Annotated in this window: 11 protein-coding genes; 1 reads left to right on the top strand and 10 read right to left on the bottom strand. The window is 71.3% G+C overall.

Annotated elements, in window-relative coordinates; translation table 11 throughout:
- Positions 1-126: 126 nt before the first annotated feature.
- The 6 genes from L942_RS10390 to L942_RS10415 all read right to left on the bottom strand — a co-directional run bounded on the left by L942_RS10390 (position 127) and on the right by L942_RS10415 (position 6951).
- Complete coding sequence (locus tag L942_RS10390; protein WP_037358141.1) at positions 127-726, bottom strand: DUF2567 domain-containing protein; 600 nt, start codon at positions 724-726, stop codon at positions 127-129.
- Positions 727-834: 108 nt separating this feature from the next.
- Positions 835-1557: a dethiobiotin synthase gene (gene bioD, locus L942_RS10395; protein WP_037358144.1), complete on the bottom strand. Its 723-nt coding sequence runs from the start codon at positions 1555-1557 to the stop codon at positions 835-837.
- 84 nt (positions 1558-1641) lie between these two features.
- Positions 1642-3816 (bottom strand): bifunctional SulP family inorganic anion transporter/carbonic anhydrase, encoded by a 2175-nt coding sequence (locus L942_RS10400; RefSeq protein ID WP_200862775.1) that lies wholly within the window; start codon positions 3814-3816, stop codon positions 1642-1644.
- 140 nt (positions 3817-3956) lie between these two features.
- A complete protein-coding gene (locus tag L942_RS10405) occupies positions 3957-5243 on the bottom strand; it encodes an adenosylmethionine--8-amino-7-oxononanoate transaminase (RefSeq protein ID WP_037358150.1) in 1287 nt (428 codons plus the stop codon).
- Positions 5244-5288: 45 nt separating this feature from the next.
- Positions 5289-6518: a cytochrome P450 family protein gene (locus tag L942_RS10410; RefSeq protein WP_037358153.1), complete on the bottom strand. Its 1230-nt coding sequence runs from the start codon at positions 6516-6518 to the stop codon at positions 5289-5291.
- Between the two features lie 25 nt (positions 6519-6543).
- Positions 6544-6951 carry an SRPBCC domain-containing protein gene (locus L942_RS10415; RefSeq protein WP_106964853.1) on the bottom strand — a complete coding sequence of 136 codons (408 nt, stop codon included), beginning with the start codon at positions 6949-6951 and terminating at the stop codon, positions 6544-6546.
- Between the two features lie 53 nt (positions 6952-7004).
- Here L942_RS10415 and L942_RS10420 point away from each other — a divergent pair, with 53 nt between their 5' ends.
- Positions 7005-7619, top strand: a complete 615-nt coding sequence (locus L942_RS10420; RefSeq protein ID WP_037358192.1) for a uridine kinase — start codon at positions 7005-7007, stop codon at positions 7617-7619.
- A gap of 8 nt (positions 7620-7627) precedes the next feature.
- Here the strand turns inward: L942_RS10420 and L942_RS10425 are convergent, their stop codons facing one another.
- From L942_RS10425 to L942_RS10440, 4 genes are all read right to left on the bottom strand, one after another.
- Complete coding sequence (locus tag L942_RS10425; protein ID WP_200862776.1) at positions 7628-8785, bottom strand: glycosyltransferase family 4 protein; 1158 nt, start codon at positions 8783-8785, stop codon at positions 7628-7630.
- Positions 8786-9432: 647 nt separating this feature from the next.
- Positions 9433-10494: a C40 family peptidase gene (locus tag L942_RS10430; protein ID WP_037358158.1), complete on the bottom strand. Its 1062-nt coding sequence runs from the start codon at positions 10492-10494 to the stop codon at positions 9433-9435.
- A gap of 428 nt (positions 10495-10922) precedes the next feature.
- On the bottom strand, positions 10923-11144 hold the full coding sequence (locus L942_RS10435) for a hypothetical protein (RefSeq protein WP_037358162.1): 222 nt from the start codon (positions 11142-11144) through the stop codon (positions 10923-10925).
- Positions 11145-11694: 550 nt separating this feature from the next.
- Positions 11695-13092 carry an NYN domain-containing protein gene (locus tag L942_RS10440; RefSeq protein WP_037358163.1) on the bottom strand — a complete coding sequence of 466 codons (1398 nt, stop codon included), beginning with the start codon at positions 13090-13092 and terminating at the stop codon, positions 11695-11697.
- Positions 13093-13187: the final 95 nt, after the last annotated feature.

Here is a 13187-nt window from a genome sequence, read left to right on the forward strand (position 1 = left end):
TCCCGCCTTGACAAGCACCCGCCGTCCGTCAGCACAATCAAGCTTCGGGGTGCCCCACGCCCCCCACCACAGGCGCCTCACCACAGCAATGTCGCCGCCAGGCGACGAGCTACCGAAGGCGACGACTCACCCCAACCGCCGCCCAAGATCCTCCCGCCCATTCCACGCCGTCATCAACGCATAAACCAAGCAAGTCACCAACGGCGCAGCCAAAACAACCCACCCGGTCTCGATCCGAGGCGCCTGCTCGAGCACGGCCCCCAACGCGGGCGGAGCATCGACCGAATACTTCGAATTGGCGAACGCGGGCCCCATCTGCGTCCCCAGCCAGGCCGCCACCAACGCCCCGCCGGCGGCGGCCACCAGCACCACCGGTCCGCGCCGCTCGCGCAGCAACCACACCACCAGCCCGATCAGCAATCCGGTGGCCATCGCCAGGAACCCGAACACCGCGAGATCGTCGAACCGATGCCAGCTCTCCAGTTCCAAGGGCGCGAGCTGGCCGTTGGTCCCGATCACGCGCACCCGCTCCGCCGGAGCCAGCAGGGACCACAGCCAGCCCAGCGGAATCCCCAGCAACGCGGCGGTCGAAAGTACGCTCACCGCGGGAAGAAGATCAGCCTTCACCACGACCCGAGGCCGCCGCGGCGGGAACAGCACCGGCACCGACCAGCCCTCAGCCGCCGCCGACGACCGATGCGCCGCCTTGCCCGCGGAATCGACCACCCGAGGCTCCCTTCCCTGCGCGCCCTGCGAGTCTGCGGGACTGAGAGTAACGGGTCGCGCTCGGTTCACCCCCCGCGACTCCGTCGCGGCGGACAGCTTCCCGGGGAATCAGTTCTTCGTGGAGGCGGCGGTGAAGGCTTCCGGATCGAACTCGCCGCCGAACCACGGGGACAGGCCTTGACGAGCCTGTTCGGCGAAGGCCTCGCGATCCGCGCCGCCCAGGCCGGCGGGGAGCGCGCCCAGCAGCGGAGCACCGGCGGCGACGGGAAGGTCGTGCAGGTTTTCCTGTGCGGCCAGATCCGGGTCGGCCGGCCAGGAACCGATGATGACGCCCACGACGTTCAGACCCCGCCGAGTGGCGACCTCAGCCGTCAGGGCAGTCGTGTTGAGCGTTCCGAGCCCGGCTTGCGCGACGAGCACCACCGGCGCGCCCAGGGACCACGCGACGTCCGCCAGCGTGCTGCCCTGCGGATCGAACCGGACCAGCAGCCCTCCCGCACCCTCGACCAGGGTGAGGTCGTGCGCGGCGTCCAGCTCGCTCGCCGCGGCGGCGATCTCGCCCGGGCCGACGGTCGGAAGCCCGGAGCGGCGGGCAGCGGCTTCCGGGGACAGCGGATCCGGGTAACGCCGCAGCTCGCGAACGGTCAGGTCCTTGCCCGCCAGCCGCACCACCTCGGCGAGGTCGCCGTCCTCGCCGGGGAGCACGCCGGTCTGCGCGGGTTTCAGCACCGCGACGCGTTGCCCCTGCGCGAGGGCCAGCGCCGCGATCGCCGCGGTGGCGACCGTTTTGCCGACGTCGGTCCCGGTTCCGGTCATCACGAGCGTCGTCACGAGCCATCAAGATATTGACGTGCTCTGCGATGTCAACACTCGGGGTGCCCTCGCGCGCACGCGCGGCACGCGCGAGGGCCCGGGTCAGCCGGCCGGGGCCGCCGCGGGCGCTCCCGCGGCCACGAACTCGCCCTTCGCCGGGTCGGCCAGGTACACCTGCGCCGCGCCGACGTCGAAGTACAGCCCGGTCAGCGCCAGCTCGCCGCGCGCTTCCGCCTCGGCGACCAGCGGGTACTGCCGCAAATGCGTCAGCTGCTGCAGGACGTTGTGCAACGCCAGCCGGTCCGGTTCGCGCTCCGGCCGTTCCCCGTCGAGGGTCACCGCCCCGGACCGCTTCCGGCTCGGTTCCGCGTGCACCAGCCACTTCGCCAGCGCGGTGTCCGCGGGCGGGCCGCTGGCCAGCGCGCCCATCGCACCGCACGACGAGTGCCCGCACACCACGATTTCCCGCACTCCCAGCACGCCGACCGCGAACTCGATCGCCGCGTTGGTCGACGGATCGGCCTGCCCGGGCGGCACCAGGTTGCCGATGTTGCGGATGGTGAACAGGTCGCCCGGACCGGACGTGGTGATCAGGTTCGGCACGATCCGGGAATCACCGCAGGTGATGAACAGCGTGTGTGGCTGCTGGGCGTGCGCGAGCCCGCTGAGGACGTCCTTGAGCAGCGGCGCGGCCCGGCGCTGGAACTCCGTCGCGCCCCGGTGCGTGCGCTGCCCGGGCAACCGCACGTCCGCGGCCTGCCAGGCCGACCACGGAGCCAGCCACCTCGGCATCGCCCCGGCCGCCGCGGTCCGCCGGAGCGTCGGACGCCCTTCCTTGCCCTTCGCGAACCACGGATGCCCGATCTCGTCGACGACCACCGTGCCGCTGGTCCGTTCATGCGCCTGCTGCCAGGCCGAAAGGCTCTCGAACGCCGCGTGGTCGAGGTAGTCGGCGACCAGCTCCAGCGTCACCTTCGAACCGGCCGGGATCGTGCCGAGCACCTTCGTCAGCCGCGGCACCGACAGGAACGTCAGCACGCCTTCGACAATCACGCGCCATTCGCCGCCCTGGTGCTCGGCGTGCACGCCCGACCACACGGTCCGGCGCAGCATCAGCAGCACGGCCAGCACGATCCCGGCGAGCACGCCGGTCAGCAGGTCGAACACGACCACCCCGGCGACCGTCACCAGGTAGAGCGGCAGGTCGCCGTGTCGCAGCACCTGCCGCAGATGCCCGGGATTCACCAGCTTCGCGCCGACGTGCACGAGCAACCCGGCCAGCGCGGCCAGCGGAATCGACTTCAGCACCCCGGCGAGCGCCACCACGAACACCAGCACCCACACGCCGTGCAGGACCGCCGACGCCCGCGTGCGCGCCCCGGCCGCGACGTTGGTGGAGCTGCGCACGATCACGCCGGTCACCGGCAGTCCGCCGAGCGAGCCGGACACCATGTTCGCCGCGCCCTGGCCGATCAGCTCGCGGTTGAGGTTGGCCCGCGGGCCGTTCTGCAGTTTGTCGACGGCGACCGCGGACAGCAGGCTCTCGACGCTGGCGATCAGCGCGATGGTAATGACCGCGACCGCGACCTGGCCCCATCCGCCGTCCGGCAGCTGCGGGGCGAAACGGATCTGCAGCAGGTCGCCCGGCAGTTCGACGCGCGGCACCGTCATTCCGGCGGCCACGGACACGAGCGTCGCGACCGCGATCGCCGCCAGCGGACCGGGGATTTTCCTTGCCGCGGCCGGAAGTTTGGGCCACGCCAGCAGGATGGCGAGGGTCAGGATGCCGATCAGCGCGGCGGCGTCGTGGTGTGCGGCGACCTGCGCGGGCAGCTGGGCGATGTTCTCCAGCGCCGAGCTCTGCGCCTTGCCGCCGAGCAGCACGTGCAGCTGCCCCAGCACGATCGTGACACCGATCCCGGCGAGCATCCCGTGCACGATCGCCGGCGAGATGGCCAGCGCGGCCCGCGCGACGCGGCTCAGGCCGAACAGGATCTGCAGCGCCCCGGCGAGGACGGTGATCAGGCAGGTGACCGCCCAGCCGAAGGTGGAAATCGTCTCGGCCATCAGCACGGTCAGCCCGGCGGCGGGCCCGCTGACCTGCAGCGGAGAGCCGCCGAGAGCGCCGGCGACCACCCCTCCGACCACGGCGGCGATCAGCCCGGCGACGATCGGCGCGCCGGACGCCAGGGCGATCCCGAGCGAAAGCGGGACCGCGACGAGGAAAACCACGAGCGAGGCGGGCACGTCGTGGCGAAGCACGGCAAGTCGTCTCATGCCGACCAGGAAACCGGGAACCCTGTGAAATGTCCGCTATATCCCACTCTATGGGGTGGATATTTGTCGAATAACCCACGATCGGGTTGCGCGACCAGCCAAGATCCACTACTGGCAGCCACGCCAGACCCGAAGTAACCTCAGGCTTTCGCCGCGGCGGCCCGCATCGCCGAAGTGATCACCGCGAGGTCGTCGTCGGTGCTGAGGTACGGCGGCATCGCGTAAATCAGATCCCGGAACGGCCGCAGCCACGCCCCTTCGGCGGCCACCACCTCGGTCGCGACGCCCATGTCCACCTCGTGATCGAGCTGCAGCACGCCGATCGCGCCCAGCACCCGCACATCCGTGACGTGCGGCAGCTCCCGAGCCGGCTCGAGCCCTTGCCGCAGCGCGGTTTCGATCCGGGGAACATCGGTCTGCCATTGCCCCTGCGCCAGCAACCCGAGCGAAGCGTTGGCGACCGCCGAAGCCAGCGGATTTCCCATGAACGTCGGGCCGTGCGCGAGCACCGGGAGTTCGCCCCGCGTGATGCCGTCGGCGATTTCCGGTGTGCACAACGCGGCGGCCATCGTGAGGTAGCCGCCGGTGAGCGCCTTGCCGACGCACAGCACGTCGGGCGTCACCCCGGCGTGTTCGGCCGCGAAAAGCCTTCCGGTACGGCCGAATCCGGTCGCGATCTCGTCGAACACCAGCAGCACGTCGTGTTCGCGGGTCAGTTCGCGCAGCGCGCGCAGGTAACCGGGATGGTGAAACCGCATGCCGCCCGCGCCTTGCACCACTGGTTCCACGATGACCGCGGCCAGTTCGTCCGCGTGCTGTTCGAGCGCCTTCGCCAGTTCGTCCACATAGGACTGATCGACCGGGATGCCGAACCCGGAAGGAGGTGCCGGCACGAAAACCTGCTCCGGCAGCACTCCGCGCCACAGCGAATGCATGCCGCCGTCCGGATCGGAGACGCTCATCGGCGTGAACGTGTCGCCGTGGTAGCCGCCGCGCCAGGTCAGCAGCCGGTGTTTGCCGGGCAGCCCGCGGGAACGCTGGTACTGCAGGCACATTTTCACCGCGACCTCGACCGAAACCGAGCCCGAATCGCACAGGAACACGTGCTCGAGCCCGTCCGGGGTCATCTCGACCAGCGTTTTCGCGAGCGTGATCGCCGGTTCGTGGGTGAGCCCGCCGAACATCACGTGGCTCATCCGCCCGGCCTGCTCCGCCAGCGCGGCGTCGAGCACCGGGTGCCGGTAGCCGTGCACCGCCGCCCACCAGGACGACATGCCGTCGACCAGTTCCCGTCCGTCGGCGAGCTTCAGCCGCACGCCACTCGCCTCTTCCACGAGCAGGGGCGGCACGCGGCCCGGCATCGGCGCGTAGGGATGCCACACGTGCGCGGCGTCGAGGGCGAGGAGGTCGGCAGCACTGGAGTCCACCCGCCGACCCTAACCGGGCGGCGGGCGGATCCGCAGTGACCGCCGCTACGCCCCGTTCGGCCGCACCGGCAGCGCCAGCACGCCGTGCACCAGCGAACTCGGCCGGTAGACGATGTCCTCGGCCGGCACGGCCAAACTCAGCTTCGGGAACCGCGCCAGCAGCGAGCCGAGCGCGATCTGCGCCTCCAGCCGGGCCAGCGGCGCGCCCACGCAGTAGTGGATGCCGTGCCCGAACGCCAGGTGCCCGCCGGGCGGCCGGGTGACGTCGAGCGTGTCCGGGTCGGGGAACTTCTCCGGGTCCCGGTTGGCCGCCAGCAGCGAAATGTTGAGGAACTCGTCGGCCGGGATGGTGACGCCGTCCGCCTCGACCTCCTCGACCGTGTAGCGCAGCGTCGCGAAGTTGATCGGCCCGTCGTACCGGAGAAATTCTTCGACCGCACCCGGCATCAGGCTCGGGTCGGCGCGCAGTTTCTCCGCCTGGTCAGGCGCGCGCAGCAACGCGAACGTGGCGTTGCCGATCAGGTTGACCGTGGTCTCGTGCCCGGCGATCAACAGCAGGAACGCCATCGAGATCAGCTCTTCCCCGTCCAGGGAATCGCCTTCGTCGCTGGCGTGCACGAGGTCCGACAGCAGGTCTTCGGCCGGTTCGGCGCGTTTGCTCTCGACCAGCTGCTGCAGGTAGTTCTGCATGTCCCGCGCCGCCGCGGCTTGCGCTTCCTGGTCCGCGGCGTACGACAGCAGCAGGTGCGACCAGGCGGTGAACTCGGCGCGGTCCTCGATGCGCACGCCGAGCAGTTCGCAGATGACGGTGATCGGCAACGGCTCGGCGAACGCCTGCACCAGATCGACCTGCTCGTGCCCGGCCATCTCGTCCAGCAGCGCATCGGCGATCTCCTGGATCCGCGGCCGCAGCCGGGCGACGGTGCGGGCGGTGAACGCCTTGTTCACCAGCTTGCGCAGCCGGGTGTGGACCGGCGGGTCGCTGTTGAGCATGTGCCGGGTGAGCAGCGTGCCGAAGTCGGGGCCCTGGACGTCCGGGCCGACCTTCGCCGCGACCACCCGCCGCACGTCCGCGCTGTCCTTGCTGATCCGCGGATCGTTGAGCAGCTCGCGCGCCTGCTCGTAGCCGCTGACCAGGTAGGACGGGAGGCCGCGGCCCGCGGTCATCGGGCACACCGCACCGGATTCGCGCTGCCGCGCCAGCCATTCGTGCGGGCTCTGCCACAATTCCTCGCCCGCGAAAGGAAGTTCTTCCGTTTGTTCGTCGACGCTCACTGCGGGGTCCCCCTGTGCAGTTCGGTCAGCGTTCGGCCAATGCCGCCTCGACGCGCTCGACCACTTGTTTCCAATATGCCCGCTGCTCGGCCTTTTCCGCCACGTCCGCGAGCTGTTCCTGGCGGATCCTCAGCGTGCTGCGCTTGCCGAGATCCGCGACCTCCAGTTCCAGCAAGGAATCGTGATCCCAGTCCGTCGGACGCCAGGTGAGCCGCAGGCGGTCCTCGGAATAACTGCGGATTTCGCCGGTGGTGCCGTGTTCGGTCTCGTAGCCGGCCCCGCGCTCGCGCGGCAGCTCGACGCCCGGCCCCAGCCAGATCTCCACGCCGTCCCCCACCAAGAACTCCCACACCCGGCTGCCCGGGTACGGCATCGTGCGGGAAACGGCTGTCTCCCAACCACTTCGCCCGGTCTTGCCCGCCTCGTTGGCCATGCCGCCATCATGGCATCGGGCACCGACGGAAACCGGTGCGGGATCATGCGATCGTGCGCTACCGCCCGATCTCCCCCGAGGCCCTCGCCGCCGAGCTGACCGAGCGCGTCGACGCGCTCACCCACCGCCGACGAATCGCCGTCGCGATCGACGGAGCAGCCGGAACGGGCCCGCTCGCCGAGGCGCTGACCGGCCCGTTGAAGCTGCTCGGCCGGGCCGCGCTGCACGTGCCCGCCGCCGGGTTTTTGCGACCAGCGTCACTCCGTTTCGAGCACGGCAAGCACAATCCGGACGCGCGGTATACCGATTGGCTCGATTTAGGCGGTCTGCGCCGGGAAGTCCTGGACCCGCTCGCCGACGACGGAACCGGCGAGGTGCTGCCCGCGCTGTGGGACGCCGAACGCGACCGGGCGACCAGGTTGCCGCGCGTCCCGGTCCCGGACCGCGGCGTGGTCGTGGTCGACGGGGAGTTCTTGCTGGGGGCGGGATTGGCGTTCGATTTCGTGGTGCATTTGTGGCTTTCGCCGGGCGCGCTGCGGCGTCGCGTCTCCGACGAATGGGCGCTGCCCGCTTTCGATCGCTACGAAAACGAAGTCGACCCGAGTGCGCTCGCGGACGTCGTGGTGCGCATGGACGACCCGCGCCACCCAGCGATTTACGAGCCTTGATTCCTGGGTCAGCGCACCGCCGCGACCGGATCGCCGTCCAGGAGCGTCGAGAGGCGCTGCGCCATCGTGTCCCAGCGCCAGTTCTCGGCGACCCACGACCGGCCCGCCGCGCCCATCCTGCGGGCGCGGACCGGGTCGGCCAGCAGAGCCGACAGGGTTTCGGCGAGCTGTCCCGGGTCGCGACCGTCGACGACGTGGCCGGTCACCTCGTCCAGCACCGCCTCCGGGGCGCCGCCGGACATGCCGCCGACCACCGGCAGCCCGGTCGCGGACGCCTCCAGGTAGACGATGCCGAGGCCCTCGACGTCGAGCCCCTTGCCGCGCGTGCGGGCGGGCATCGCGAAGACGTCGCCCGCGTTGTAGTGCGCGGGCAGCTCTTCCCAGGGCACCGAACCGGTGAAAACCACGTCGTCGGTCACGCCGAGCGCCGCGGCCAGCTGGGTCAGCCGCTTGCGATACGGACCGCCGCCCACGAGCAGCAGCGCCGCACCGGGGACGCGCTCGCGAATCGCGGGCAGCGCGGCGATCAGCATGTCCTGTCCCTTGCGCGGAACGAGCCGCGAAACGCACACGACGGTGGGCCGGTCCCCGAGACCGTGCCGGGCGCGGATCTCCTCTCGCCCAGCCGGATCCGGCGCGAAAACCGTGGTGTCGACGCCGCTCGGCAGCATTTCCAGCCCAGCATGCCGCCCGAACGCGGCGGCGAACCGGTTGCGCGTGTACTTGCTGACATACGTGACGACGTCGACTGTCTCGCCGATGCGCCGCAGCGCTTGCCGCGAGCCTGGCAGCATCGACCAGCCGACCTCGTGCCCGTGCGTGGACGCGACGATCCGCCGCGCGCCGGCCTGCCGCAACGGGTGGCCCAGCAGCGCGAGCGGAGCAGCCGCCCCGAACCAGACGGCCTCGCAGTCGCGGGCGCGCATGATCTGCTTCGCGCGGCGCAGGACGTCGGGTGTGGGCAGCATGAGCGACGTCGGATGGCGCACCACTTCGAAGGGAGCCGCCGCGTCGAACTCGACGTGCGAACCGCTGCTGCGCTCCCAGGAGGGCGCGTAGACGACGAGGTCGTCCGCGGGCAGCCGGGTGGCCAGCGAATTGAGGTAATTCTGGATGCCCCCGGGGCGCGGCGGGAAGTCGTTCGTCACGAGCAGGGTCCTCAGCACCCCCGCAGGCTACCGACGAGCGATCTCCCGGCCGACGAGACCGGGGCCCCATTGGGCGGGCTGCCGGTGCAGCGGCGACCGAGCACGCGCCCGCTTCGCACGCCTCCAGGACGGCATCACTGCGACACCAGGCGGACAAGAGCGAACCGACCAGCCGCAACCCGGCGCACACCCACGGCCCGACTCCCCCAGCCAAAACAACACCGGGGCGGCACCACATCTGCGGCAGCGCCCCAGCGGGAGCGAGAACGCCCGGTCAGCCAACCCGGTGCGCGCCCACGTGCTGGCTCCCAGTCCCCGCAAAACGCCACCAGGACGGCACCACACCTGCGACACCGCCCGAGCGAAAACGAGAACACCCAGTCAGCCAACCCAGCGCGCACCCACAGCCCGACTCCCAATCCCCGCACAACAACACCAGGACGGCACCACATCTGCGGCACCGCCCCAGCGAAAACGAGAACACCCAGTCAGCCAACCCGGCCCGCACCCACGGCCCTCCGCAACAACAACACCGGGACGGCACCGCCCCGATGAAACCGAGAACACCCAGTCAGGCAACCAGCGCGGCTCCCAGTCCCCCGCAAAACACCGCCGGGGCGGCACCGCGTTTGCGGCACCGCCCCGGCGGAAGCGAGAACGTCCGGTCAGGCGACCCGGCGCGCGCCCACGTACTGGCTCTGCAGCGGCGAGATCTTGACCACGTCGCCGCTGGTCGGCGCGTGCACCATCATCCCGTTGCCGATGTACATGCCCACGTGCGAGACCGGCGTGTAGTAGAACACCAGGTCGCCGGGCTGCAGCTGGCTGCGCGGGACCGGGGTGCCGGTCTGGCTCTGCTGCTGGCTCGAGCGCGGCAGCGAGATGCCGGCCTGCCGGTAGGCCCACTGCATCAGGCCCGAGCAGTCGTACGAGTCCGGCCCGGTGGCACCCCACACGTAAGGCTTGCCCCGCTGGCTGAGCGCCGCCTGGACGGCGGCCGCCGCGGCCGGGCCCGCGTTCGCGAGGTCCACCGAGATGTCGCCGCCGGTGTCCTTCTGCGCGTTGCGGTCGGACGCGCTCAGCAGCGGCTGCGTCTTCTTCAGCTCGGCGACCTGGTCGTCGAGCGCCTTCTTCTTCGCGGTGATGTCGTCGGTCAGCTTCGCCGCCGCGTCGCGCGCCGCGGTGGCCCGCTGCGCGGCGTCGGCGGCCAGCTTCTCGGCGGCCTTGGCCTGGTCGACCGCGCCCTGAAGCTTCTCCAGCGCCACGGCCTTCTGCGAGGCGATCTGGTCCAGCGCCGACGAACGGTCGAGGAACTCCTGCGTCGACGTGCCCGCCAGCAGCGCGGACAGCTTGTTCATCTGCACGCCGGACAGGAACGACGCGTTCGCGAACTTGTCGACGTCGACCTTGTACTTCTTCTCGTTCTCGGCGGCCTGCGCGGCGAGATTGTGCGCGTTGGCCACGTCGCCGTTGGCCTTGTCGAGGTCGCCCTGGCGGGCGGCGAGGTCGTCCTTGGCTTTGAGGAGGTCCTCGTTCGCCTTCTCCGCCTGCGCCGCGAGGTCGCGGTACTTGGCGAGAGCGTCCGAACCGGAGTCCGGCGGGGCCTGGAGGACGGGGAGGGGGGAAGCGGCTGCGGTGCCCGCCGGCTGCGCCACGGTGACGACTGCGATCACCGAGGCGGCCGCGAGGGCGCCTGACACCACGCGCTTGACTGGATGCGACTGCACGGCCGCGCGGGTCTCCTTTGCTCGTCGGGCCGCCGTGGCCGGAACCCCGGCGCGGAAGAGGTCGGGGGCCCTCTTCGCGCACGCTGCACCGTTCGCGTTCAGGCCGTCGTGTGCCACAACAGCTTTTCCGCGCACGGTGGTTGGTCCCGGTCTGACTCCCCGACAAAGCCATTCCGGCGGCGATCCCGCGTCGCCGTCGTCCGACGGCTGCCTGGCGCGAGATCTCGGCTAGGTTACGAAAAGACCGTGGGCGCGTCCACCGGGCCCCCCGTAAAAACTCTCCGTAGTCCGGCGAAACACCATCGGACCAGCACGGCAGCCCGCTGTGACTTAGGTCATACGCTGCGGCAGCACAAACGACCCTCTCGACTACTTACCGTTCACCGCACCGAGGCGACCGCTCGGCGAGTCAGTGTCACCCACTGGTGTCACGCCGACCTACTGTCGGTCTCCGGAACCAGGCGCAGCCGCGGCACCATCCCCGCCTCGGCTAGCGCGTCGACCGCCCGCCGTTCGTCCGCGTCCCAGACGAGGCCGACCGGCGGCCCGAGCAGCACGCTGACCACGCAATCGGCACACGCCGCCCCGCGCACCGCACACCGGTCGCAGTCGACGACGAACGTGTCGATGTCCTCGACCGCGACGTCCACCGGACCGGCCGGGCGCCGCTCTTTCCGAGGGGAGGCAACGGGTTTCGCCCGCTCCGCACTTCGGGCCGCGCCCGCGTGCCGCCGCCCCGCACGCCGCGGCCGGGCAAGGTCGGCGATGTCGCCCGTCGAATCAGCGGGCTCCGCACCGAGACCGTCGCCCGGCCGCCCCGGTGCACCCGCCCTCCCGGGAGAACCAGTCGAAACGCCGCTTTCCCGGCGCGCCTCCAGATCCCGGTCCCGCGCCTGGCCCGTGGCCGGACTCACCCCAGTGGGAAGACTCACGGCCGATCCCATCCCGCGCGGGTGGCCGTCCCGGTCCGGCGGCCGCGACCGTTCAGCGTCGACATCGCCAGCCTTACCAACCTCGGCACCGACCCAGCCGCCAGCCGCGTCAATCCGCGCGCCGAGACCGGACCGCTCCCGCTTGTTCTCGCCCATTGCCGAGCCTCCGTTCGTCCGTGAGGCCCCGGACCGGTTCCGGGAATCGCCTCGGGGACAAACGGTAGGAAGCACCACCGACAATTTCGGGCGGCCCGCACGTCGGGCAGGCTCAGACTCGACCCAATCGGCTGACCAGCACGGCCGCCGGAGCGGGGTGCGCACCGGCCGCGCGAACGGAGTCGGCGACCGCCCGGTCGGACGTCGCGACGACCATCGGCCGCCCCTTCGGCTCGGCCGCGACCAGCGACCGGATCACGTCGTCGGCAAGCACGCCACGCTCGGAAAACAGCACTCGGACCCCGCGCGGCACCGCGGCGGGCACCGACAGCACGCCGGCCCCGTCGAAGACCACCGTGACCTCCGCCGACGTACGCGCCGCCAGCGCCGAGAGCTGATGCACCAGCCGATCTCGCTGATCGGCCAGCGCGAGTTCCGGATAACCCGTTTTGGTGACGTTGTAGCCGTCCACGATGAGATGGACGTTCGGCAGCGCCAGATGCCGGTCGAGCGCCGCGACGTCCTGGATCCGCCCGCCCGGGCCGAGCCCGGACCGCGCGCCGCGCACCATGTCCGCGGGCCGCGCGCCGCGATCGCCCAACGCGAGTTCGCGCCGCAGGCCGTGCACGGCGCCGTCGATGGTGTCGACCAGCAACGCCAGCCGCACCTCGTCGGCCTCCCTGGCCTCGCGCGCCGACTGCCGCGCCATTTCCGCGTCCGCGACCGCCCGTTCGGCACGAGTGCGTTCCGCGGCGACCCGGCGGCGTTCCCGCTCGAGCTGCACGTTCAGCATCTCGATCTCGCGCTCGCGCGTCGCCCCGCCGTTGGCCAGTTCGGCGCGAGCCGCCTCGGCCTCGTCCTTGGCCTGCCGCAGCAGCACGCCTTGCTCACGCAGCCGGCGCAGCAGCTTCTCGAGCTCGGCCTCGCGTTCGCCGCGCGCGCTCTCGACCGCCCCGCGCGCCGCTTCCAGCTCGGCCCGCAGTTCGGCGATTTCGGCTTCCAGCCGTTGGTTCCGAGCCAACGCCGCGTCCCGCTCCGCGCGCAACGCGGTTTCCTCGGCGTTCTTCGCGACCAGCCGCACGCGTCCGGCCGCCGCGGATTCGCCGAGCAGCACCGAGGCCGCGGCGGCCGCGACGGAATCCGAAACGTTCGGGTCCAGCGCGTCAGTGCGGTGCTCGCGCAGCCATTCCAGGACCGCGGTGCGGAACTGCGCGGAGTCCCCCAACGCGGTCAGCAGCGCGGTGCCGCCGAGCTTCGCGCGCTTGGCCGGGGCGAACTTCGCGACCGGCCGCAACTGCCGCGGCACGTCCGCGACCGGGAGCTTCGCGACCGCGGCGGCGGCCAGTTCGGCGATCCGCTCGCGCACCGCCTCCGGCAGGCTCGTCCACGTCGCCGGTTCCGGACAGGTCCCCGCTTCCGGGGCCTCGGCGTCCGCTTCCGCCCGCGCCGGAACCGCCGAGGGGCCGACGGCCTCCGCGGCTTCTTCCGGTTCGACGGGCTGAGGGTGCATTGGTCCAGGGTAGGCCCCGCCGCCGGATCCCGCCCCGCACCGGCCCGTTCCGCTGGTCACCATCGGGCCACCGGCGGCGCGCGCGAAGATTGTCG

Origin of the sequence: Amycolatopsis orientalis DSM 43388, assembly GCF_000411975.1 — a bacterium.
GTDB lineage: Bacteria > Actinomycetota > Actinomycetes > Mycobacteriales > Pseudonocardiaceae > Amycolatopsis > Amycolatopsis orientalis_D.

Excerpts from the sequence above, each read along its gene's own strand:
- L942_RS10440 (WP_037358163.1), bottom strand. The coding sequence starts at position 13,092 with ATGCACCCTCAGCCCGTCGAACCGGAAGAAGCCGCGGAGGCCGTCGGC.
- L942_RS10400 (WP_200862775.1), bottom strand. The coding sequence starts at position 3,816 with ATGAGACGACTTGCCGTGCTTCGCCACGACGTGCCCGCCTCGCTCGTG.
- L942_RS10415 (WP_106964853.1), bottom strand. The coding sequence starts at position 6,951 with ATGGCCAACGAGGCGGGCAAGACCGGGCGAAGTGGTTGGGAGACAGCC.